The organism is Streptomyces sp. CRN 30, from assembly GCF_034105845.1.
In genome coordinates this window covers 26,370-47,928 of sequence record NZ_JAVRHI010000565.1, presented here as the reverse complement: position 1 = coordinate 47,928, position 21,559 = coordinate 26,370, and the positions used below count along the sequence as shown (strand labels likewise).

At 71.7% G+C, this 21,559-nt stretch carries 22 protein-coding genes; 11 read left to right on the top strand and 11 right to left on the bottom strand.

Going from position 1 to position 21,559, the window contains the following annotated elements; genetic code table 11:
• Positions 1–98: 98 nt before the first annotated feature.
• On the bottom strand, positions 99–407 hold the full coding sequence (locus tag UW392_RS65905; RefSeq protein WP_020122912.1) for a hypothetical protein: 309 nt from the start codon (positions 405–407) through the stop codon (positions 99–101).
• A gap of 534 nt (positions 408–941) precedes the next feature.
• On the opposite strand from UW392_RS65905, the gene UW392_RS65900 reads away from it, so the two are divergent.
• On the top strand, positions 942–1,898 hold the full coding sequence (locus UW392_RS65900; RefSeq protein ID WP_320785069.1) for a bifunctional lytic transglycosylase/C40 family peptidase: 957 nt from the start codon (positions 942–944) through the stop codon (positions 1,896–1,898).
• Positions 1,899–2,116: 218 nt separating this feature from the next.
• Complete coding sequence (locus tag UW392_RS65895; RefSeq protein ID WP_320785059.1) at positions 2,117–2,833, top strand: phosphatase PAP2 family protein; 717 nt, start codon at positions 2,117–2,119, stop codon at positions 2,831–2,833.
• A 24-nt stretch (positions 2,834–2,857) separates the two neighbouring features.
• On the opposite strand, the gene UW392_RS65890 is transcribed toward UW392_RS65895, so the two are convergent.
• Both UW392_RS65890 and UW392_RS65885 read right to left on the bottom strand, forming a co-directional pair.
• On the bottom strand, positions 2,858–4,453 hold the full coding sequence (locus UW392_RS65890) for an FAD-binding oxidoreductase (RefSeq protein ID WP_320785058.1): 1,596 nt from the start codon (positions 4,451–4,453) through the stop codon (positions 2,858–2,860).
• 130 nt (positions 4,454–4,583) lie between these two features.
• Positions 4,584–4,754: a hypothetical protein gene (locus UW392_RS65885; RefSeq protein WP_320785057.1), complete on the bottom strand. Its 171-nt coding sequence runs from the start codon at positions 4,752–4,754 to the stop codon at positions 4,584–4,586.
• 104 nt (positions 4,755–4,858) lie between these two features.
• On the opposite strand from UW392_RS65885, the gene UW392_RS65880 reads away from it, so the two are divergent.
• A complete protein-coding gene (locus UW392_RS65880) occupies positions 4,859–5,764 on the top strand; it encodes a hypothetical protein (protein ID WP_320785056.1) in 906 nt (301 codons plus the stop codon).
• Between the two features lie 71 nt (positions 5,765–5,835).
• A complete protein-coding gene (locus tag UW392_RS65875) occupies positions 5,836–6,072 on the top strand; it encodes a hypothetical protein (protein WP_320785055.1) in 237 nt (78 codons plus the stop codon).
• Here UW392_RS65875 and UW392_RS65870 read toward each other — a convergent pair.
• Complete coding sequence (locus UW392_RS65870) at positions 5,999–6,358, bottom strand: metal-sensitive transcriptional regulator (protein WP_320785054.1); 360 nt, start codon at positions 6,356–6,358, stop codon at positions 5,999–6,001. The genes UW392_RS65875 and UW392_RS65870 overlap by 74 nt on opposite strands.
• Positions 6,359–6,622: 264 nt before the next feature.
• Here UW392_RS65870 and UW392_RS65865 point away from each other — a divergent pair, with 264 nt between their 5' ends.
• Together UW392_RS65865 and UW392_RS65860 are read left to right on the top strand one after the other, a co-directional pair.
• A complete protein-coding gene (locus UW392_RS65865) occupies positions 6,623–7,243 on the top strand; it encodes a DUF47 domain-containing protein (RefSeq protein WP_189421789.1) in 621 nt (206 codons plus the stop codon).
• A gap of 9 nt (positions 7,244–7,252) precedes the next feature.
• Positions 7,253–8,251 (top strand): inorganic phosphate transporter, encoded by a 999-nt coding sequence (locus UW392_RS65860; RefSeq protein WP_320785053.1) that lies wholly within the window; start codon positions 7,253–7,255, stop codon positions 8,249–8,251.
• Positions 8,252–8,360: 109 nt separating this feature from the next.
• On the opposite strand, the gene pstB is transcribed toward UW392_RS65860, so the two are convergent.
• The 7 genes from pstB to UW392_RS65825 form a co-directional block, all read right to left on the bottom strand.
• Entirely contained in the window at positions 8,361–9,137 is a 777-nt protein-coding gene (gene pstB / locus UW392_RS65855; RefSeq protein WP_320785052.1) for a phosphate ABC transporter ATP-binding protein PstB, read from the bottom strand.
• Positions 9,138–9,210: 73 nt separating this feature from the next.
• Positions 9,211–10,263 (bottom strand): phosphate ABC transporter permease PstA, encoded by a 1,053-nt coding sequence (gene pstA, locus UW392_RS65850; protein ID WP_320785051.1) that lies wholly within the window; start codon positions 10,261–10,263, stop codon positions 9,211–9,213.
• Positions 10,260–11,270 carry a phosphate ABC transporter permease subunit PstC gene (pstC, locus tag UW392_RS65845; RefSeq protein WP_320785050.1) on the bottom strand — a complete coding sequence of 337 codons (1,011 nt, stop codon included), beginning with the start codon at positions 11,268–11,270 and terminating at the stop codon, positions 10,260–10,262. The genes pstA and pstC overlap by 4 nt, the downstream gene beginning before the upstream one ends.
• A 109-nt stretch (positions 11,271–11,379) precedes the next feature.
• Positions 11,380–12,507 carry a phosphate ABC transporter substrate-binding protein PstS gene (pstS, locus tag UW392_RS65840; RefSeq protein ID WP_320785049.1) on the bottom strand — a complete coding sequence of 376 codons (1,128 nt, stop codon included), beginning with the start codon at positions 12,505–12,507 and terminating at the stop codon, positions 11,380–11,382.
• Positions 12,508–12,764: 257 nt separating this feature from the next.
• On the bottom strand, positions 12,765–13,208 hold the full coding sequence (locus UW392_RS65835) for an NUDIX hydrolase (protein WP_320785048.1): 444 nt from the start codon (positions 13,206–13,208) through the stop codon (positions 12,765–12,767).
• A 35-nt stretch (positions 13,209–13,243) separates the two neighbouring features.
• Positions 13,244–14,329, bottom strand: a complete 1,086-nt coding sequence (locus tag UW392_RS65830) for a CHAD domain-containing protein (protein WP_320785047.1) — start codon at positions 14,327–14,329, stop codon at positions 13,244–13,246.
• Positions 14,330–14,435: 106 nt separating this feature from the next.
• Positions 14,436–16,805, bottom strand: coding sequence for an RNA degradosome polyphosphate kinase (locus UW392_RS65825; protein WP_414497867.1), 2,370 nt, complete (start codon positions 16,803–16,805; stop codon positions 14,436–14,438).
• Positions 16,806–17,050: 245 nt separating this feature from the next.
• Here UW392_RS65825 and UW392_RS65820 point away from each other — a divergent pair, with 245 nt between their 5' ends.
• From UW392_RS65820 to UW392_RS65800, 5 genes are read left to right on the top strand one after another with little or no spacing between them, the layout of a single operon-like run.
• A complete protein-coding gene (locus UW392_RS65820; protein WP_320785045.1) occupies positions 17,051–17,593 on the top strand; it encodes an RNA polymerase sigma factor in 543 nt (180 codons plus the stop codon).
• Positions 17,590–18,441 (top strand): zf-HC2 domain-containing protein, encoded by an 852-nt coding sequence (locus tag UW392_RS65815; protein WP_320785044.1) that lies wholly within the window; start codon positions 17,590–17,592, stop codon positions 18,439–18,441. Before UW392_RS65820 ends, UW392_RS65815 begins: the two co-directional genes overlap by 4 nt.
• A gap of 52 nt (positions 18,442–18,493) precedes the next feature.
• On the top strand, positions 18,494–19,357 hold the full coding sequence (locus UW392_RS65810; RefSeq protein ID WP_320785043.1) for an ABC transporter ATP-binding protein: 864 nt from the start codon (positions 18,494–18,496) through the stop codon (positions 19,355–19,357).
• Positions 19,354–20,874 carry an ABC transporter permease gene (locus UW392_RS65805; RefSeq protein WP_320785042.1) on the top strand — a complete coding sequence of 507 codons (1,521 nt, stop codon included), beginning with the start codon at positions 19,354–19,356 and terminating at the stop codon, positions 20,872–20,874. The genes UW392_RS65810 and UW392_RS65805 overlap by 4 nt, the downstream gene beginning before the upstream one ends.
• Positions 20,862–21,500 (top strand): ABC transporter, encoded by a 639-nt coding sequence (locus tag UW392_RS65800; RefSeq protein ID WP_320785041.1) that lies wholly within the window; start codon positions 20,862–20,864, stop codon positions 21,498–21,500. Before UW392_RS65805 ends, UW392_RS65800 begins: the two co-directional genes overlap by 13 nt.
• Positions 21,501–21,559 lie beyond the last annotated feature (59 nt).

The window sequence follows — 21,559 nt, the reverse complement described above, 5'->3', positions numbered from 1 at the left end:
GGGCACGACGGGCGGGTGGGATTCGGGAGAACGGGAAGGGGACGCGGGAAGCCCGGCGTGCGTGCCCGCGGGACCTGCGGGCGGTGGCCGGCGGCCGGCTACACGGCCATGCCGTAGACGATGGTGAAGAGCGTGCCGAGCGATCCGATGATGAAGACGCCGGTCAGCCCGGCGATGATGAGGCCCTTGCCCTGCTCGGCGCTGAAGGTGTCGCGCAGCGCCGTGGCGCCGATGCGCTGCTTGGCGGCACCCCAGATCGCGATGCCGAGACAGAGCAGGATGGCGACCGCCATCACGACCTGGATCAGCGTCTTCGCCTCGGTCCCCAGTGCCCCGAAGGGGCCCCAGTCCGGAGCGATCCCGCCGATGATGGTGTTGATGTCTCCCTTGTCGGCCGCAAAGAGCATGTAAGTCACCGCCCCTGGTGGGTAGTTCCGCATCCTCTGCGGGCGTGCAGAGGTCAAGCCTCATTGTCGCCGACAAAGTCGCCGTCGGATGTCCGCTCGGCGTCATTGATTGGCGGGTTTCGTACGAAAACCTTGCCACCGGTTCACGCCGGTCGCGCTCGGGGGGCGTGGCCGGTATGCACGGGACCGTATGGTCACTCTGTGTATCACGGCAGGTCACGCCGGGCAATCAGGCTGATGCGAAACCTGTCGTGTGGCTCCGTCGTTGTGCTCTTCTATGGTCCGTCAGGTCCGATGGGTGGTCGGACGGTCGGGCGGACGGGTGAGCGGAATCACTCGTTCTGTGGGCGAAGGCTACCTCTGCTGTTTGAGGGCCCGTGGTGCCGCTGATGGACTGCCGGTGCGTCATGAGCGGCCGGTCCGGGGTGAAATAACGCCAGACTGTCGGAAGAGCGTCTGAACGGGGTTCGGGCGGGGGAAGGTTGAGCCGTGCGAAAAGTGTGGGTGATCGGCGGTGCCGCGGTCGGTCTCGGCATGGGCTTCGTCATGCTGCTCGTCGTCGGGGTGTACCTGGTCGCCGGGAACCTCGCCAACGGCGTCGGCGGCGGTACGAAGCGACTCGCCAAGGGGTCGGTGCCCGCCGAGTACGCCGGACTGGTGCAGAAGTGGGGCAACCTCTGCGACGCCATCAACCCCGCGCTGCTCGCGGCCCAGCTCTACCAGGAGAGCGGCTTCAACCCGAAGGCGCAGAGCCCGGCCGCGGCGCAGGGCATAGCCCAGTTCATCCCCGGCACCTGGGCGACCCACGGGATCGACGGGGACGGCAACGGCACCCGGGACGTATGGGACCCGAACGACGCGATTCCCTCGGCCGCGTCCTACGACTGCACCCTCGCGAAGTACGTGGACGACGTTCCGGGGAACTTGACCGAAAACATGCTGGCCTCGTACAACGCGGGCTCCTACGCGGTGATCAAGTACGGGGGCGTCCCGCCGTACGCGGAGACGCGGAACTACGTGAAGACGATTACGACGCTCGCGGAGAGCTTCGCGGCGCCCGAGACGCGGGTCGATCCCTCGGAGCAGGCCGCCGGCGCCATCGCGTACGCGCAGAAGAAGCTCGGCACGCTCTATCTCTGGGGCGGCAACGGCACCGCTGACCAGGGCGGACGCTTCGACTGCTCGGGTCTGACCAAGGCCGCGTACGAGGAGGTGGGGATCACCCTGCCGCGTGTCGCCAACGACCAGTACAACGCGGGGCCGCACCCCGCCAGGGACGAGCTGCTCCCGGGCGATCTGGTGTTCTTCTCGGACGACCTGACCAATTCCCGTGCCATCCGGCATGTGGGTATTTATGTCGGCGGCGGGTACATGATCAACGCGCCCCGTCCTGGTGCCGTCATCCGGTTCGACCCGATCGACACCCCCGACTACTTCGGGGCCACCCGGGTGACCGAGGATGGCGCGAAAGCGCTCCCCACGGACGTCTGAACCGAGCGTGAACCCCTCCCCTGAGCTGCGGCGATGAGTCTCTCTTCGATAACGTCTGCGTGATCATTCGGTGGAGTGTGGAACGGAAGAACGGGGACCGTGCGTTCCTGTTGGCGTAGGTGTGCGAGCCGAGCGGCGCCAAGCGGATCTACAACCACGGGGGTGGCAGGAGGGCGCGCGGCGCGCGCCGAAGAACATGACGAAGGGGCCGCAGCACCATGGCTGGACTCGCCGAATCCGGGTCGAACCCCGACGTCGACCTGCTCTACGACATCAACGGGCTGGCCAAGGCCGCACCGCACTGGTTCGACCGGGTCATGGAGTTCACCGGTGAGTACGGGCTGCTCCTGGCCATCCTCGGCCTCGTGCTCTGGTGCTGGTGGGGCGTGCGGCGGCGGGGCGGCGAGGACGCGGCCCCGGCGGTGGCGGCGCTGGCCTGGGCCCCGCTCGCGGCCGGCATCGCCGTCCTGGTCAACGTGCCGATCCGCGGGTTCGTGGAGCGGCCCCGGCCGTTCAAGGACCACGAGGGCCTGGAGGTCCTCGTCGACGGCAAGAACGACTTCTCCTTCGTGAGCGACCACGCGACGCTCGTCATGGCGATGGCCGTCGCGCTCTTCGTCGCCCGCCGCAAGTTCGGCCTCGTCGCGATCGTGCTGGCGCTGTTCGGCGGAGCCATCCGGGTCTACATGGGCGTGCACTACCCGACCGACGTCGTCGGCGGCTTCGCGCTCGGCACCGCGGTGGCCCTGCTCCTGTCGCCGGTCGCGATGGCCCTGCTGACCCCGCTGGCCCGCGCGATCGAGCGGTCCCCGCGCGTCGGGTGGCTGATCAGCGCGCGGGGGAGCCGCAAAGGCGCGGACGGGGACGCCGTGATCCCCGGCGCGCGCACGGAGCGCGAGCCCGCCGAGGCCGGGGAACGGGACCTGGCCGCGTAGCCCTCCTGGGCCTCCCGACGGTGGTCACACTCCCTGGGCGTAGCTGAACAGCCGTTCCGGGTCGTACCGCTTCTTCACCTTCGCCAGGCGGGCCGCCGCGTCCCCGTAGTAGGCCGAGCGCCAGTTCTTCAGCTCGGGGTCCGCGTAGTTCTGGTAGGCGGCGCCCGACGCGTAAGGGCGCATCGCCTCGTGGGCGGCGGAGAGCCAGTTCCGCGGGATGTGGCCCTCGCTGCCGCCGGACGGCCAGGAGACCAGGTACTGGGCGAGCATGCGGGAGCGGCGGTGCACGAACGCCGTCGCGGTCGGGTCGACCCGGTTGACCGCGCCGCCGAGAGCGGTGAACGCGATGCTGCCGTCGCCGTCCGCCACCTCGCCCAGCTTGTCCAGCTGGGCCAGCAGGGTGCGGACACCGGCCTCGGAGAGCGAGCGGTCGTAGAAGTCCGAGGCGGCGGCGTACGTCTCGCGCAGCAGCTCCCCCTCGGCCGAACGCCCCGGGGTCGAGCCGGGCAGCCGGCACTCGGCGCCCGCGTACGAGGAGCAGCCGGCGTAGGCCTCCATCGACTCCTCGTAGCCGTGCCGGTTGAGCGAGACGCCGCTCGCGGGGCCACCGGCCCGGTCGGCGAGGCGGTCGACGGCGTTCTGCAGCTCTCCGTAGCCGCCGAGGGAGAAGGCGGAGACGGAGACGGTGGGGGCGCCGCCCGCCTTGCGGTCCAGGTGCAGGGACGACCAGATCTCGTCGGGCTGGTCCGGGCCCCACTCCTGCCAGGCCAGGAACACCTCGGCGGCCTGCGCCCAGGGCCAGGTCAGATAGCCGGTGACGGCCTGCGGGGCCGTGTGGGTGCGGAAGCGCAGCTCGGTGACGACGCCGAAGTTGCCGTTGCCCGCGCCGCGCAGCGCCCAGAACAGGTCCGGGTTCTCGTCGGCGTCGGCGGTGAGCTGTCTGCCGTCGGCCGTGACGATGCTCGCGCCGGTCAGGCTGTCGCAGGTCAGGCCGTAGGCGCGGGAGACGACGCCGTGGCCGCCGCCGAGGGTGAGGCCCGAGATGCCGACGGTCGGGCAGGAACCGGCGGGGACGGTGACACCCTTGGCGGCCAGCGTCCGGTAGACGTCGATGAGCTTGGCGCCCGCGCCGACGACCGCCGCGCCGCCGGAGGCGCGGACAGCGTCGAGCTTCGACACGTCGACGATCAGGCGGCCGTCACCGGAGGACCAGCCGGCGTAGGAGTGGCCGCCGTTGCGTATGGCGGGGCGTACGCCGTGGGCGCGGGCGTAGGACAGGACGGTGCCTATGTCCTCCGGGTGCGCGACGTAGGCGACGGCGTCCGGCGCCAGGTCGTCGAAGCGGGTGTTGTAGAGCTGCGACGCCGTCTGCCAGTCGGTGTCGTCGGGCAGGACGAGGGTGCCGTCGAGGGAGTCGCCGAGGGCTTTCCAGTCGGCGGACGTGGGCGGGGTGGCGGTCCGGCCGGAGGAGGACGCGGTCGCGGTGGCGGTGCCGCCGCCCTTCGAGCCGCCCGCTCCGGATGTGGAGCCGGTGTCGCAGGCGGTCGCCGTCAGCGCCGTCAGCGCCGTCACCGTGACGCCGGCGGCCGCGGTGCCGCCGAGGAAAGTGCGCCGGTCCATGTGTCCTCGCTCCCGTGGGGTCCGTGGAACGAGACGAGGGGACGGACGCGCGGGTTCCAACGGCCGGCGGGGCGGCGGGAGTTTGTTCAGGAAGGCGACAGTTGTCCGAGGGGTGTCCGCCGACGGGCGGTCACGTCCCGGAGTGCTCGCGGGCGTCCGTGCGGGCCAGGCTTCTCGCCCTGCGGGCCGGTCCGCGCCAGCCGCAGGAGCAGCGGGCCGAACAGAAGGGACCCTGCTCGACCGTCGTCGTCCGGTGCTCCGGGAGGTCCTGGGGGGCTTCGAGACCGTCCTGCTGTGCCACGGCCACAACGTTACCGGCGTCGCCCGCAAGTCGTTAGAGACACAGGCTCTGAGCCCGGTCGACGGGCGGCCCGGAACCGCGTGACGGCTGGGGGTAGACGGACGATGACCAGGAGGCAGGGGCGGTACCGGCGCGTGGGCGCGGCCGGGGCCGCGGCGGGCGTCGTCGCCTGTGTCGGACTGGGTGCCGGCGGCTGTTCGGACAGTGACGCCGTCGTCGGCGGGGCCCGCCTCGGCGACCCGGTCCGGGCGCTGCGCGAGGCGGCCGACCGGCTGACCGCCGCCGGCAGCGCCAAGACCCGGACCTCGATGCAGATGGCCAGCGGCGGGACCCGGGTCACCATCCGCGGCAAGGGCGTCTACGACTTCGCCGAGCGGATCGGCCGGCTGAAGGTGATGCTGCCGCAGGACCCGGCCGGCAGCACCGACCGCAGGCCGATCACCGAACTGCTCACGCCCGGCGCGCTCTTCATGAAGAACCGCGGCGCCGGCGTCCCGGCCGACAAATGGGTCCGTGTCGAGACGGAGAGCCTGTCCGACGGGAACCTCGTGACCGGCGGTGCCACGGACCCCCTCGCCGCCGCGGAGGTGCTGCGCGGCACCCGCGAGGCGGAGTACGTCGGCCGGACCGAGCTGGCCGGGACGCCGGTGCACCACTACCGGGGGACCGCCGACCTGCTCCGCGCCGCCGAGTTCGCCGGGCGGGCCGTGCGGACGGCGCTGCGCGCGGCGGCCGAGGGGTTCGCCAGCGCCGACGTGCCGTTCGACGCCTATCTCGACGACGAGGGCCGCGTCCGCAAGGTCCGCCACCGCTTCGACTTCGCCAACGGGGGTCCGCAGGGCGGCCGGCACACGGTCGCGGTGGCCTCGACGACGCTGCTCTACGACTTCGGGGTCCCCGTCACCGTACGGCTGCCGGACGAGGACGACATCTACGCGGGTGAGATCGCGGAGGACGCCGGGGCGGAGACCGGGGCGGGGGCCGGGGCGGGGGTCGGCGCCAAGAACTAGCCCGTCCGTGCCATGCGCGGGGTGTTGAGCGCTCCCTACTCTAGGAAGTCGGTGACGGCAGGGACGAGGTGATGCGCGTGGCTCCGGTCGGCGGTACGACGGTTCAGGACCACGAGGCCCTCGCCGAGATCGAGCTGTGCGGTGAGCTGATCATCGCGGCGTCGGCCGCCCGGGAGCGGCTCAGTCTGGAGAGCATCGACGAGGTGCTGCGGGTGGCGGAGGAGCGTGAACGCGTCAGGTCCGCAGCAGCCGGCCGATCGCCTTCGTGGCCTCCTCGACCTTCGCGTCGATCTCGGTCCCGCCCTTGAGGGCCGCGTCCGCGACGCAGTGGCGCAGGTGCTCCTCCAGGAGTTGCAGCGCGAAGGACTGGAGGGCCTTGGTGGAGGCGGAGACCTGGGTGAGTATGTCGATGCAGTAGACGTCCTCGTCGACCATCCGCTGCAGGCCGCGGATCTGGCCCTCGATCCGGCGGAGCCGTTTGAGGTGCTCGTCCTTCTGGTGGTGGTACCCGTGTATCCCGCGGTCGTGGTCCGTCACCACGTCCGTGCCCGCGGTGGCGGAGGGCGCTCCGGCGCCGGCCTCGGTGGTCGTCATCGCGTCCTCCTGTGAGACGGGATCGAGGGACGGAGCGTGAGACAGATCTCCGTCACATACCCCAGGTGGGTATATGGTAACGAATTTCGCTGGGTAAGGAGCCTGTGGCTCGTGCGGTACGCGGCGTCCGGAAACAGGCCCCGGTCCGCCCCCCTGCTCATCACTGTGCCTGATGGGCGACACTGGGGGACGGCCCGTTAGCCGTGGCCGGATGATGCGCCTAGCATCAGCCTGACCGAAACCGATGCATACCGAGGACCCCACGTGCGCTTTCGTCTGACCCCCAGGGAGACGAGCTTCTACGACATGTTCGCCGCGTCCGCGGACAACATCGTCACGGGCTCGAAACTCCTGATGGAACTGCTCGGGGCGGACGCATCCGCCCGAGCCGAGATCGCAGAGCGTATGCGGGCCGCGGAACACGCGGGCGACGATGCCACGCACGCGATCTTCCACCAGCTGAACTCCTCGTTCATCACGCCCTTCGACCGCGAGGACATCTACACCCTCGCGTCCTCCCTCGACGACATCATGGACTTCATGGAGGAGGCCGTCGACCTCGTCGTCCTCTACAACGTGGAGGAGCTGCCGAAGGGCGTCGAGCAGCAGATCGAGGTGCTGGCGCGGGCCGCGGAGCTGACCGCGGAGGCCATGCCGAACCTGCGGACCATGGACAACCTCACCGAGTACTGGATCGAGGTCAACCGGCTGGAGAACCAGGCCGACCAGATCCACCGCAAGCTGCTCGCCCACCTCTTCAACGGCAAGTACGACGCCATCGAGGTGCTGAAGCTGAAGCAGATCGTGGATGTGCTGGAAGAGGCCGCCGACGCGTTCGAACACGTGGCCAACACGGTGGAGACCATCGCGGTCAAGGAGTCCTGAGCCCACGCCATGGACACCTTCGCTCTGATCGTGACCGTCGCGGTCGCGCTCTTCTTCACGTACACCAACGGCTTCCACGATTCGGCCAACGCGATCGCCACCTCGGTGTCGACGCGCGCGCTGACGCCGCGCGCGGCGCTCGCGATGGCCGCCGTGATGAACCTCGCCGGCGCGTTCCTCGGCTCCGGGGTCGCCAAGACCGTCAGCGAGGGCCTGATCGAGACGCCCGAGGGCTCGACGGGCATGGGCATCCTCTTCGCCGCGCTGGTCGGCGCGATCGTCTGGAACCTCGTCACCTGGTACTTCGGGCTGCCCTCGTCCTCCTCCCACGCGCTGTTCGGCGGCATGGTCGGCGCGGCGCTGGCCGGCGGGACGAAGGTGTACTGGCACGGCGTGGTCGACAAGATCGTGCTGCCCATGTTCATCTCGCCGGTGGTCGGCCTGGTCGTCGGCTACCTGGTGATGACCGCGATCCTCTGGCTCTTCCGCCGGTCCAACCCGCACAAGGCCAAGCGCGGCTTCCGGATCGCGCAGACCGTCTCGGCGGCGGGCATGGCGCTCGGCCACGGTCTCCAGGACGCGCAGAAGACGATGGGCATCGTGGTCATGGCCCTGGTCATCGCCGACGTCGAGGACTACGGCGACCCGATCCCGGTCTGGGTGAAGATCGTCTGTGCGCTGATGCTGTCGCTGGGCACCTACGCCGGTGGCTGGCGGATCATGCGGACGCTGGGGCGGAAGATCATCGAGCTGGACCCGCCGCAGGGGTTCGCGGCGGAGACGACCGGTGCGTCGATCATGTTCGCCACGTCGTTCCTCTTCCACGCGCCGATCTCCACGACGCACGTCATCACCTCGTCGATCATGGGTGTGGGGGCGACGAAGCGGGTGAACGCCGTGCGGTGGGGCGTGGCCAAGAACATCGTGATGGGGTGGTTCATCACGATGCCGGCCGCGGCGGTGGTGGCCGCGCTGTCGTTCTGGATCGTGAAGCTGGTGGCGCTGTGAGGCGCTGAGCCGACCGGCGAGAAGAGTATGGGCCCGCCCCCGGGAGCCAGGGGCGGGCCCTTCCTCGTGGTGGCACCGCCATGCAGCACCACGAGGGGTCCTGGACGGTTTATCCGAAGCGGCCGGAGATGTAGTCCTCCGTCGCCTGCACGGACGGGTTGGAGAAGATCCGCTCCGTCTCGTCGATCTCGATGAGCTTGCCGGGCTGGCCGACCGCCGCGAGGTTGAAGAACGCCGTGCGGTCCGAGACGCGGGCCGCCTGCTGCATGTTGTGGGTGACGATGACGATCGTGAACCGCTCCTTCAGCTCACCGATCAGGTCCTCGATGGCGAGCGTCGAGATCGGGTCGAGGGCCGAGCAGGGCTCGTCCATGAGGAGCACGTTCGGCTCGACCGCGATCGCGCGGGCGATGCACAGCCGCTGCTGCTGGCCGCCGGAGAGGCCGGAGCCCGGCTTGTTCAGGCGGTCCTTCACCTCGTTCCAGAGGTTCGCGCCCTTCAGCGACTTCTCGACGATGTCGTCCATCTCGGACTTCTTGAACCGGCCGTTCAGCTTCAGGCCGGCCGCCACGTTGTCGTAGACGGACATCGTGGGGAACGGGTTCGGGCGCTGGAAGACCATGCCGACCTCGCGGCGCACGGCCACCGGGTCGATGGAGGGCCCGTACAGGTTCTCGTCGTCCAGCATCACCTTGCCGTCGACCCGGCCGCCGGGGGTGACCTCGTGCATCCGGTTGAGCGTCCGCAGGAAGGTGGACTTGCCGCAGCCCGACGGGCCGATGAAGGCCGTCACGGAGCGGGGCTCGACGGTCATCGAGATGTCCTCGATGGCCAGGAAGGAGCCGTAGTAGGCGTTGAGGCCGCTGACGTCGATGCGCTTGGCCATGTGAATCACTGCTTCTTTCGAGTCTGGTGGGCGTGGGCCTTGGCGACCGGCCGTGCGGCGGAGCCGCAGATCGTCAACGCGGGGCCTTCCAGCGGGCGATGCCGCGGGCCGCCAGATTGAGGATCATGATGAACGCGATGAGCGTCAGGGCTGCCGCCCAGGCACGGTTGACCGACGGCTCGGAGCCCGCGCTGTACTGCAGGTAGATGTACATCGGCAGCGATTCCTGCGCGTCCTTGAACGGGTTCGCGTTGATCCAGTCCGATCCCCAGACCAGCAGCAGCACGGGCGCCGTCTCACCGGTGATGCGGGCGACGGCCAGCATGACGCCGGTGATGATGCCGCCGATGGAGGTCGGCAGGACCACCTTCAGGATCGTGCGCCACTTGGGCACGCCCAGCGCCAGGGACGCCTCGCGCAGCTCGTTCGGTACGAGCTTGAGCATCTCCTCGGTGGAGCGGACGACGACCGGGATCATCAGGATGACCAGGGCCATCGAGCCGGCGAACCCGGAGGGGCCCATGCCCAGGATCAGCACCCACAGGCTGAGGACGAACAGGCCGGCGACGATCGACGGGATGCCCGTCATGACGTCGACGAAGAAGGTGACGGAGCGGGCCAGCCGGCCGCGGCCGTACTCGACCAGGTAGATCGCGGTCAGCACACCGATCGGCACGGAGATCAGGGCGGCCAGGCCGACCTGCTCCAGCGTGCCGAGGATGGCGTGGTAGATGCCGCCGCCGGGCTCGGCGTCGCCGACGACGCCCATCGAGTGGGTGAGGAAGTAGCCGTCGAGGACCTCGATGCCCCGCTTGACGGTCGTCCACACCAGGGAGGCGAGCGGGATGACCGCCAGGAGGAAGGCGACCCAGACGAGGCTGGTCGCGACCCGGTCCTTGGCCTGGCGGCCGCCCTCGACCTTGGCGGAGATGCCGTAGGTCCCGGCGACGAAGAGCAGCGCGGCGATCAGCGCCCACTGGATGGAGCTGTCCAGGCCGGCGGCGGTGCTGATGCCGAGGCCGAGGACGATCGCGCCCGCGGCGACCGCCCAGGCGAACCACTTGGGCAGGGTCGCGCCGCGCAGGGAGCTGGGCGGGCGCTTGTCGGTGAGAGTCGCGTTGCTCATGCGTTGGCCCCCGAGTACTCCTTGCGGCGGGCGATGATCATGCGGGCCCCGCCGTTGACCAGCAGCGTGATGACGAAGAGGACGAGACCGGAGGCGATCAGCGCGTCGCGGCCCATCTCGGTCGCCTCGTTGAACTTGCTGGCGATGTTCTGCGCGAAGGTGCCGCCGCCCGGGTCGAGCAGGCTGGCGGTGATGTCGAAGGTCGGCGAGAGCACCATGGCCACGGCCATCGTCTCGCCGAGGGCGCGGCCGAGACCGAGCATCGAGGCCGAGATGACGCCGGAGCGGGCGAAGGGCAGCACCGACATGCGGATGACCTCCCAGCGCGTGGCGCCGAGGGCCAGGGCGGCCTCCTCGTGCATGCGCGGGACCTGCCGGAAGACTTCACGGCTCACGTTGGTGATGATCGGCAGGATCATGATGGCCAGCAGGATGCCGACGGTGAGCAGCGAGCGCGGCGCGCCGCCGTTCCACTCCAGGATGCCGGTCCAGCCGAGGTAGTCGTCGAGCCAGCCGTAGAGGCCGTTCAGGTGCGGTACGAGGACGAGGGCGCCCCACAGGCCGTAGACGATGGACGGCACGGCGGCGAGGAGGTCGATCACGTAGGCGATCGTGCCGCCGAGCTTGCGCGGGGCGTAGTGGGTGATGAACAGCGCGATGCCCACCGCGACCGGGACGGCGATGGCCATGGCGATGAGGGACGACACGATGGTGCCGAAGGCCAGGACCGCGATGCCGAACTGCGGTGGTACGGCGGTGGGGTTCCACTCGAAGGTGGTGAAGAAGTTGGCTTCGTCCTTGCTGATCGCGATGGCGGCCCGATAGGTCAGGAACGCCGCGATGGCGGCCATGAGGACCAGGACGAAGATGCCCGAGCCGCGCGAGAGACCGAGGAAGACACGGTCACCGGGGCGGTTGGCACCGCGGGCGGCCTGCTTGGCCTCGGTGCCGGTCGGCTGGGGCTGGGAGGAGGGGGGTGAGGTGGTGTTCTGCGTAGATATGTCCATCGGGTTCTCCGGTCTGCGGAGCCGGCCGTCTGTCGGGCGGCTCCTGGCGGCGGTGCACCGGACGGTGCGGCCCGGACCCCGTACTGCGGGGGCCCGGACCGCACTCGGGTCAGCTCAGGCCCGAGATGGTCTCGCGGACCTTGGTGATGATCTCGTCGGGCATCGGGGCGTAGCCGGCGTCGGCCAGCAGGCCCTGACCGTCCTCGGAGGCGATGTAGTTGAGGAACGCCTTGGTGGCGGGCAGCGACTCGGCCTTGTTGCCCTTGTCGCAGACGATCTCGTACGTCACCAGGGTGATCGGGTACGCGCCGTCGGCGGAGGGGGTGTAGTCCAGCTCCAGCGCCATGTCCTTGCCGGTGCCGACGACCTTCGCGGCGCCGATGGCCGCGGTGGCGTTCTCGACGGTGGCCTTGACCGGCTCGGCGGCCTCGGTCTTGATGTCGACGGTCTTGATGCCGCCCTTGGCGTAGGACAGCTCGAAGTAGGAGATGGCGCCGGAGGTCTGCGTCACCTGCTGGGCGAGGCCGGAGGAGCCGGAGGCGGACTGGCCGCCCTTGGCCTCCCAGGACTTGCCGGGCTCGTAGGACCAGTCGTCGGGCGCGGCGGCCTTGAGGTACTTGGTGAAGTTGTCCGTCGTGCCGGACTCGTCCGAGCGGTGGAACGCCTGGATCTTCAGGTCGGGAAGCTTGGCGTCGGGGTTGAGCTTGGCGATCGCCTCGTCGTTCCAGTTGGTGATCTTGCTGTCGAAGATCTGGGCGAGGGTCGCCGCGTCCAGCACGAGGGAGTCGACACCGGGGACGTTGAAGCCCACGGCGATCGGGCCGCCGACCATCGGCAGGTCGATGCCCTGGCCGCTGCTGCAGACCTTCTTGGAGGCGGTGATCTCCTCCGGCTTCAGCGCGGAGTCCGAACCGGCGAACGCGGTCTGGCCCTGGGTGAACGCGGTGATGCCGGCGCCCGAACCCGTCGGGTTGTAGTTGATCTGGACGCCCTTGCACGCCGCGGCGAACTGCTTCACCCAGGCGTCGATCGCGTTCTTCTGGGCGGAGGAGCCGGACGCCTGGAGCTGGCCCGAGGCGTCGTCGCACTCGATCGACGAGGTGGCGGAGGCCGAGGAGTCGCTGCCGGCGTTCTCGCTGCCGGTGTCGTCGGAGCCGCACGCCGTGAGGGCCAGGGCGCCGGAGACGGCGAGAGCACCGAGAGCGAGGGCCCGCCGGTTCTTGCGCTGAAGCTTCACTTGAGGGAGTTCCTTCCAGGAGCCGCCGTCCTGAAATCCGGCGGCGTGCGAGGGCTGAGCGTTGAAGACGGAGCGGCACGGACGCCTTCGGATGGCTTTTCGAAGGGCGACCCGTATCGGGTAAGGCCGAAATTAGGCAGATCAGGTGAAGCCGCCGATGGCCGTACATGAACGAGGGGTGAACCCCTGGGGACGGTGCGGTGAGGTCACGGAACGCTTACGTCGAGGACACGGGGTGATTCCGGCGGCCGTCCCGACTATGCCAGGGGCTCCGTGGCCAGCAGGGCGTCGATCAGGTCGGCGTCCCTCGGTCGAGTGAGGCGGGTCCGGGCGGCGTCCGGCGACAGCCAGACGACGCGGTCGACCTCGTCGTTCGGGGCGAAGGCACCGGAGACGGCCTCGGCGGCCCAGTAGCGCACCTGCTTGGGCCGGCCGTTCGCCAGGTAGTGGTCGGTGGGCAGCTCCACCCCGGGCGCCGCGGCGTGCCCGGTCTCCTCGGCGACCTCGCGCAGCGCACCGGTCAGCGCGTCCTCGCCGCGCTTCAGCTTGCCCTTGGGGTGGGACCAGTCGTCGTACTTCGGCCGGTGGACGAGGCATATCTCCGGCCCGCCGGTCGCCGGGGAGCGGCGCCACAGGACGCAGCCGGCTGCCAGGACCGTGGTGTCGTCGGAGGCGCTCGCTCCTTCTCCGGAGGTGCTCACTTCGTCTCCTCGCCTCGCCCCGGTGGGGCGGCCCGCTACGGCGTGCCCGCCGTCTCCTTGCGCCAGCAGTGCTGGAACGCGTACCTCGCCGCCTCCACCTCATGCCGCTGGTCGGCGTGGAGCACGCCCAGCGCGTACGCCGTCGCCGGGGCGATCCGCGGCGTGCGGGCCGCCTGGGCCGCGGCGGCCGCGGCCTCCGAGGCGTCGCGGTGCCGGTCCAGGGACTCGCCCGCGGCGAGCAGCCGGACACCGACAGGGGCGTCGCCGCGGGCGACGACCTCACGGGCGTAGCGGTGCAGGCGCAGCAGCAGCCGGACCTGGTGCCACGGCGTGTCCTGCGGGTGCGGCGCCGGGTCCGGGGACAGGCCGTGGACCAGCGCCTCCGCGTTGTACGGGCTGCCCGCGGTGATCAGCGGCAGGGCCGCCACCGCGTCGGTCAGCCGGCCCTCGGCCGCCGTCGCCAGCGGGCGGAGGTCCGCGGTGGCCGCGCCGCCGGTCAGCGGGACGTCGCTGGCCAGCACCGCGACCTTGTCGGCGACCGCGTGGAAGCGGCTGCTGCCGAGGGCTTGCAGGGCCGTGGAGTGCGCCCGAGTGCGGGCCAGGGTCAGCTGGCGGTCCAGCAGGGCGCCCGCCTTGGCCGCGCCGACGGTGAGGGCGCCTCGTTCGGGGCGGGCCGCCTGCGCCGGCACGCTCCGCGCCGGGGGCGTGGGGTCCGCCGCCGTGCCGCCGGTGTCCGCCGGCGCCAGGGGCGGCGCCGACGAGCCCGACAGCCGGTGCAGTGCTTGCAGCAGGCGTTCGAGGCGGGACGCGTAGGCGTGCTCAAGCGCCAGCGTGCCCGACACCCAGGCCAGCTCCGGGCGGATCGCCTCCGCCCAGTCGACGTCGAGCAGCGACTGGAAGGTGTGCAGGCTGCCGCTGACGCGGCGGGCCGCGCGGCGCAGGGCGCGGGCCGCGTCCACGGAGCCGTCGGTGCCGTGCGCCGCGCCGTTCTCACCGTGCTGGCGCAGGGCCCGGAGGAACTCCGTGGCCTGGGCGCGGAGATAGGCGGCGAGGGCGTCCGCGGTCACGGGGGTGGCCGCGGCTACTGGACTGTCCGCGGCTACGGGGATGTCCGCGCTCATGGGGGTGTCCGGCGTCGGGGTGCGCATCGCCGGGTGGGGGGCGGGGGTGGTCGTAAGGCGGTCCCGTGGGGGTGGTGGGCCCGGTGGGGCCGGGCTGTGCGTCGGGTCAAGGTGTCGCTGTGCCACGCCGGCGCCTCCGGGCGTCTATGAGCATCTCCTGGACGTTGCGCAGGGGGTGACCGTCCGCGTCGGTCGCGTGCCGGGTCCACTCGCCGTCCGGGCCCAGGTGCCAGGAGGCGGTCGTGTCCGACATGCCCGTCTCCAGCAGGCGGTTCAGGGACGCCCGGTGGGCCGGGTCGGTGACCCGGACCAGGGCCTCGATGCGGCGGTCGAGGTTGCGGTGCATCATGTCGGCGCTGCCGAACCAGATCTCGGACTCGCCGCCGCCTCCGAAGGCGAAGATCCGGGAGTGCTCCAGGAAGCGGCCGAGGACCGAGCGGACCCGGATGTTCTCCGACAGGCCGTCCACGCCGGGGCGCAGCGCGCAGATGCCGCGCACCCACACGTCGACCGGGACGCCGGCCTGCGAGGCCCGGTAGCACGCGTCGACGACCGCCTCGTCGACCATCGAGTTGACCTTGATGCGGATCGAGGCGGGGCGGCCGGCGCGGTGGTGCTGGATCTCCTTGTGGATACGGGAGACCAGGCCGTCGCGGAGCGACTTGGGTGCGACGAGGAGCCGCCGGTACGTCTCCCGGCGGGAGTACCCGGAGAGCCGGTTGAACAGGTCGGACAGGTCCGCGCCGACCTGCGGGTCCGCGGTGAGCAGGCCGAGGTCCTCGTAGAGCCGGGCCGTCTTCGGGTGGTAGTTGCCGGTGCCGACGTGGCTGTAGCGGCGCAGGGTCTCGCCCTCCTGGCGCACCACGAGGGAGAGCTTGCAGTGGGTCTTGAGGCCCACCAGGCCGTAGACGACGTGGCAGCCCGCCTCTTCGAGTTTGCGGGCCCACTTGATGTTGGCGTGCTCGTCGAAGCGGGCCTTGATCTCGACCAGGACGAGGACCTGCTTGCCGGCCTCGGCCGCGTCGATGAGCGCGTTGACTATGGGGGAGTCGCCCGAGGTGCGGTACAGCGTCTGCTTGATCGCCAGGACGTCCGGGTCCTCCGCGGCCTGCTCCAGGAACGCCTGCACGGAGGTGGAGAAGGAGTCGTACGGGTGGTGGAGGAGGACGTCGCGGTTGCGCAGGGCGGCGAAGATGTCGGGGGCGGACGCGGACTCGACCTCGGCGAGGTCGCGGTGGGTGCCGGCGACGAACTTCGGGTACTTCAGCTCCGGCCGGTCCAGGCTGTGGATGCGGAAGAGGCCGGTGAGGTCCAGGGGCCCGGGGAGGGGGTAGACCTCCGCTTCCGTGATCTTGAGTTCGCGGACGAGGAGGTCCAGTACCTCGCGGTCGATGGACTCCTCGACCTCCAGGCGGACCGGGGGGCCGAAGCGGCGGCGCATCAGTTCTTTCTCGAGGGCCTTGAGGAGGTTCTCCGCGTCGTCCTCCTCCACTTCGAGGTCCTCGTTGCGGGTGACGCGGAAGGCGTGGCTCTCCAGCACCTCCATGCCCGGGAACAGCTCTTCCAGGTGGGCGGCGATGACGTCCTCGATGGGGACGTAGCGGCCGGGGGACGCCTCCAGGAAGCGGGAGAGCAGCGGGGGGACCTTCACGCGGGCGAAGTGGCGGTGGCCGGTGACCGGGTTGCGGACGACGACCGCGAGGTTCAGGGAGAGGCCCGAGATGTAGGGGAAGGGGTGGGCCGGGTCGACCGCGAGGGGGGTCAGGACCGGGAAGATCTGGTGGCGGAAGAGGGTGAACAGGCGGGCCTGTTCCTTCTCGGTCAGCTCCGCCCAGCGGACCAGGTGGATGCCCTCGTCGGCGAGGGCCGGGGCGACGTCCTCGTGGAAGCAGGCGGCGTGCCGGGCCATGAGCTCGCGCGAGCGCGCCCAGATCATCTCCAGGACCTCGCGGGGCTGGAGGCCGGAGGCGGAGCGGGTGGCGACGCCGGTGGTGATGCGGCGCTTCAGACCCGCCACGCGGACCATGAAGAACTCGTCCAGGTTGCTGGCGAAGATCGCGAGGAAGTTGGCCCGCTCCAGGAGGGGGGTGTTCGGGTCCTCGGCGAGTTCGAGGACGCGTTCGTTGAACGCGAGCCAGCTGCGTTCGCGGTCGAGGAAGCGGCCCTGGGGGAGCAGGGAGCGTGGGCCCGTGCCGGTTCCGTCACCGCTCTGGGCGGTGTCCTGTAGGTCCTCGTACTCGTCGAGGTCGGAGTCGAGGTCGGGCTCCAGGTCGGAGACCGCGGCGGCGATGGTGTGCGGGCGGTGTGCGGCGATGGAGCCCACGGAGGGCTGCGTGTGCTGGACCTCTGCCTGACTGCTGGGCTGGCTCATGGACCCATTCTTCCGCGCGACGTGCCGGAGGGGCGCGTCGGAGAGGACGGGCGGGAGCGCGTATCCCTCCGGGGGTCGCGAAGGCTCTGGCACGGCGGGCTTCATTCGGTGAGCGTCGCAAGCTCGTCTGAATCGACGGTTACGGGGACATGACGTGCGGGATAGCGGGGGGCGGCTTGGAGAGGACCGTGGCCCGAGCGCTCGGGCGTGCGTAAGTGCGCCCGCGCGTGCGCCGGGGAAAACCGGGCTGCCACCGTGTGAAGCGGTCCCTGGGGCGTGAACCGGTCCCCGGGGTGTGAACCGGTCGGCGGGGCGTGAACCGGTCGGCGGGGGTCGTGCGATGAGGGGGTGTGAGCGGAACGAGAAGCGACGGGGAGCTGCTGCGGGCCGTCGCCCGCGACGGTGACCGGCACGCCTTCGAGGAGCTGTACCGGCGGTACGCGCCGTGGCTGACGGCCCGGCTGCGGGGGCGGTGCGCCGATCCGGGCGTCGTCGACGACGTGGTGCAGGAGACCTTCCTCGCGGTGTGGCGCGGCAGCGCGCGGTACCGGGAGGACGGCGACGTCGCCGGGTGGCTGTGGCGGATCGGGTCGCGGCGGCTGATCGACGTACTGCGGGGCGACGGCGCGCGGGGGCGGATGCGGCAGGCGCTGGCGCGGCTGCGGCACCGGGAGGAGGCGTCGGCGGAGGAGCGGGTGCTCGCCGGCGTCGAGCACGGGGATCTCGCCGGGGCGCTGGTGCGGCTCTCCCCGGAGCTGCGCGCGGTGCTCCAGGCGACGGTCGTGGATGGGCTGACCACCCGCGAGGCCGCCGTGCTGCTCGGGATACCGCCGGGGACGGTCAAGACGCGGGCCATGCGGGCCCGGAGACAACTGCGGGAGGCCCTGGCATGAGCCACAGCACTGCTGACGGGTGGCATCTGTCTAAGGAGCAGCTGCGCGACTACGCGGCGGGGGTGCTCGTGGCGCCCGCCGTGTGGTCCGCCGACGCGCACACGGCCGCTTGCGCGCGGTGTCGGGGCGTGCTGGCGGAGATCGCCGACCGGGCCGCGCTGGACGCCGGGTGGGAGCGGCTCGACGCCGAGCTGGACGCGCCCCGGGCGGGGGTGTGGGAGCGGCTCCTGGTGCGGGTGGGCGTCGCCGATCACACCGCGCGGCTGCTGGCGGCCACGCCCGTGCTGCGGCGCTCCTGGGTGGGGGCCGTGGCCGTGGTGCTGGTGATGTCCGTAGTCGCCGGGCTGAGGTCGGCGGGGGAGTCGCCGACGCTCTTCCTGGCTCTCGCTCCGCTGCTGCCGCTGGCCGGGGTGGCCCTCTCGTACGGGCCCGCGCTCGATCCCGCGTACGAGATGGCCGTCGTGGCGCCGATGCACGGGTTCCGGCTGCTGATGATCCGTACGGTCGCCGTGCTGGGCGTCGGGATCGGGCTGAACGGGCTCGCCACGCTGGCGCTGCCCGGGTACGGGCTGCGGGCGCTGGCCTGGCTGCTGCCCGCGCTCGCCCTGACCGCGGGCGGGCTGGCGCTGACGCCGCGGCTGGGGCCGGTGGCGGCGCCCTCCGTGGTCGGCGGGGGCTGGATCGCGGTGCTGGTCGTGGCGGAGGCGGCGCGGGAGTCCGCCGCCGGGCCGCTCGCTCCGTTCACGGCGGCCGGGCAGGGCGTGTGCGGGGGCGTGGCCGTGGCGGCCGGCCTGCTGCTGTGGGGCGCCCGGGACCGCTTCGACCGTGCGCGGCGGCCCGGGGCCTGACGCCCGCGTCCGCCGACGAACCTTTTTCTTGACATCGACAGGGGAGAACTCCGTGTCCATCACTGTTTCCGCCTCCGGGCTGTCGCTCAGCTACGGGCGGACCCGGGCCCTCGACGACGTCGGGCTGCGGCTGTCCCCCGGGGTCACCGGGCTGATCGGGCCGAACGGGGCGGGCAAGACCACGCTGCTGCGGGTGCTCGCCACGGCCGTGCCCGCCGACGGTGGGACCTGCACCGTCCTCGGGCACGATCCGGGGACCACGCGCGGCCGGCAGGAGGTGCGGCGGCGGCTCGGGTACCTGCCGCAGACGCCCGGCTTCCACCCGGACTTCACCGCCTTCGCCTTCGTCGACTACGTCGCGATCCTCAAGGAGCTGACCGACCGGGGCGAACGGCACCGGGAGGTGCGGCGCGTCCTCGACGACGTAGGGCTCGGCGAGGTGCGCGGGCGGCGGATCAAGAAGCTGTCCGGGGGGATGCGGCAGCGTGTCGCGCTGGCCGCCGCGCTCGTCGGCGACCCCGGGTTCCTCGTCCTGGACGAGCCGACCGTCGGGCTCGACCCCGAGCAGCGGATGCGGTTCCGGGAGCTGATCGCCGAGGCCGGACAGGGGCGCACCGTGCTGCTCTCCACCCACCAGACGGAGGACGTGGCGATGCTGTGCCGGCGGGTGCTGGTCATGGCCGAGGGGCGCATCCGGTTCGACGGGACCCCGGCCGAGCTGACCGCGCGGGCGAACGGACGGGTGTGGAGCAGCGAGCGGCGGGACGAGGGCGCGATGGCCGGGTGGCGGACGGGGACCGGGGAGTTCCGCAACGTCGGTGATCCGCCCGACGGGGCCGAACTGCTCGAACCCACCCTGGAGGACGGCTATCTGCTCGTCCTCGACGGTGCGGGCGCGGAGGTGGCGGCGGCATGAGCGCGGTGATCGAGGAGACCCCGGCGGCCGTGCGGGAGGCGGAGACCGGCGGCGCGCGGGCCGTGTTCGCGCTGGCCCGGTTCGAGGCGCGGCGACTGCTGCTGAGCAAGGTCGTGCTCGTCTGCTTCGTCCTGTACGCCGCTCTGGTCGTGTGGCGGACACCGGATTCCTGGGACGGGTTCCCGGCGCTCCAGAACGCCGACCGCGCCACCCAGAACGGGCCGCTGCTCATCGGGTTCGCCGTGCTGCTCGGCGCCAATGCCGCCGCGCTGCGGTCCCGTCGGTACGGCACCGAGGCGTGGTTCGGGGCCTTGGTCGTGTCCGCCGGGCGGCGCACGGCGGCGCACCTGCTGTCCCTCGTCCCCGTCGTCCTGCTCACCGTGCTCTTCGTGGCCTGGCAGTTCACGTGGGAGGCGCTCAAGCCGGGGGCGATCGGCAGCGGTTCACCGGCGGAGCTGGCCGTGGGGCCGCTGACCGTGCTGCTGCTCGGAGCGGCCGGCGTCCTGCTGGCCCGGCTGGTCCGCTCGGTCTGGGCGGGGCCGTTGGCGGGCGCCCTCTACCTGCTCACCTTCGTGGCCGGCCCGTTCCCGACGGGCGGCGAGGACGCGACCTGGCTGAGCCCGGTCGTGCCCGGGGCCACCTACCAGTCCCTCCCCTCCGACCTGCTGGGACGCCCGGCCGCCTGGCACGCCCTGTACCTGACGGGCCTCGCCCTCTTCCTGGCGTTCCTGGCCGTACTGGTCTCGGGGGGCCGGAGCGCGGCCGTCAAGGCCGGGGTCGCCGTGACCCTGGCGATGGGCCTGACCGGGGCGTACGGCCAGACCGGGGGCGAGTCCGCGGAGCTGATCGCCGCCCGGAAGCGGGTCTCGCTCACCCCGGAGACGGAGCAGCGGTGCGTGGAGCGGAACGGCTCGCGGTACTGCGCCTTCGACGAGTGGCTACCGCGGACCGAGGACTGGGCCGAGGTGGTCGACGAGGTCCGGTCGCTCGCCGGCGGCTCCGCGCACAGCCGGCCGCTCCTCGTGCGGCAGCGGATCGACCTCACCTACGGCTTGGACAGTGACACCGCGATCGATCCGGTGACCCGCCGCAACCAGGTGACCGTCGGCACCGACTGGGGCGGCAACCGGGTGCCGGAGTTCTCCGCGGCCGTGGCCTCCGTGCTGGTCGCCGGCAGTGAGGAGGAGGGCAGCGCGGTCTGCGACGGGCGGATGGTGACCGTCATGTGGCTCGCCCTGGCCTGGCAGGACGATCCGGTGAGCGCCCTGAGCCGGGTCCGTCTCGACGACAGCGTCGAGGGCGCGGCGGTCGTCCTGTCGCCGACCGAGCCGATGGAGATGGCGGGAGCCCACACCGAGGTCGTACGCCGGCTGCTGGAGAAGGACGACCGGGACGGCGTCGCGGAGAAGGTGCGCGCGCACTGGGACGAACTGACCACACCAGGGGTGACGACGGCACGCGCCGCCGAACTGCTGGAGATCCCGGGACCGGTGGAGGCGGACGAGTGCGAGGGCTGAGGGACGTACGGACGCTGGCGCGGCCGGTGGCACGGACGGTGCCGTGGCGGGCGCTGGCCGCGGCCGGCGGTACGGGACTGCTGCTCGCCGGGCTGCCCGGGTGGGCCGACCGGGAGCCCGCCGCCGGGGCGGTGCTGCTGGGGCTGCGGGGCGCGGCGCTGGCCGGCGGGCTGGGCCTGGCGTTCCTCCTGGACGACCCGGCCCGGCACACGACGGCCGCCGTGCCGGTGCCGCGCCCGCTGCGGCAGGTGCTGCGCGCGGTGACCGTCGCCCCGCTCGTGGTGCTGTGGTGGACGGCGGTGCTGCTCGTCGTACCGGCGGACGTGCGTCCGCCGGCCGCCGACGTCACTCTGGAGGCAGGGGCGGTCGCCCTGCTGGCGGTCGCCGGTGCGGCGGCCGTGCTGCGGACGACGCACCACACCACCCCGGGCCGGGGCGTGGCGACCGGGCTGCTGCTGGCGGCCGTGGCGGCCCCCCTGCTCCTCCCGCACGACTGGGACCTGTTCGTCCAGCCCACCGACCCCCGCTGGCCCACGTCCCACGACCGCTGGGCGGTGGTACTGGCGACGGCGGCGGCGGGCTGGGCATGGTGCGCGAGGGAGACCTCACGTATCCGGCGCCGCTAGGTGAGCGCCCCGCCAGGGGCGCGGGGAACCGCGCGACCGGCCACCGCACACCCGCGGCC

Coding starts and splice junctions, on each gene's coding strand:
- UW392_RS65905 (WP_020122912.1), bottom strand. CDS start 407: ATGCTCTTTGCGGCCGACAAGGGAGACATCAACACCATCATCGGCGGG.
- UW392_RS65900 (WP_320785069.1), top strand. CDS start 942: ATGGGCTTCGTCATGCTGCTCGTCGTCGGGGTGTACCTGGTCGCCGGG.
- UW392_RS65895 (WP_320785059.1), top strand. CDS start 2,117: ATGGCTGGACTCGCCGAATCCGGGTCGAACCCCGACGTCGACCTGCTC.
- UW392_RS65890 (WP_320785058.1), bottom strand. CDS start 4,453: ATGGACCGGCGCACTTTCCTCGGCGGCACCGCGGCCGCCGGCGTCACG.
- UW392_RS65880 (WP_320785056.1), top strand. CDS start 4,859: ATGACCAGGAGGCAGGGGCGGTACCGGCGCGTGGGCGCGGCCGGGGCC.
- UW392_RS65875 (WP_320785055.1), top strand. CDS start 5,836: ATGCGCGTGGCTCCGGTCGGCGGTACGACGGTTCAGGACCACGAGGCC.
- UW392_RS65870 (WP_320785054.1), bottom strand. CDS start 6,358: ATGACGACCACCGAGGCCGGCGCCGGAGCGCCCTCCGCCACCGCGGGC.
- UW392_RS65860 (WP_320785053.1), top strand. CDS start 7,253: ATGGACACCTTCGCTCTGATCGTGACCGTCGCGGTCGCGCTCTTCTTC.
- pstB (WP_320785052.1), bottom strand. CDS start 9,137: ATGGCCAAGCGCATCGACGTCAGCGGCCTCAACGCCTACTACGGCTCC.
- pstA (WP_320785051.1), bottom strand. CDS start 10,263: ATGAGCAACGCGACTCTCACCGACAAGCGCCCGCCCAGCTCCCTGCGC.
- pstC (WP_320785050.1), bottom strand. CDS start 11,270: ATGGACATATCTACGCAGAACACCACCTCACCCCCCTCCTCCCAGCCC.
- UW392_RS65830 (WP_320785047.1), bottom strand. CDS start 14,329: ATGAGCGCGGACATCCCCGTAGCCGCGGACAGTCCAGTAGCCGCGGCC.
- UW392_RS65825 (WP_414497867.1), bottom strand. CDS start 16,805: ATGAAGCCCGCCGTGCCAGAGCCTTCGCGACCCCCGGAGGGATACGCG.
- UW392_RS65815 (WP_320785044.1), top strand. CDS start 17,590: ATGAGCCACAGCACTGCTGACGGGTGGCATCTGTCTAAGGAGCAGCTG.
- UW392_RS65805 (WP_320785042.1), top strand. CDS start 19,354: ATGAGCGCGGTGATCGAGGAGACCCCGGCGGCCGTGCGGGAGGCGGAG.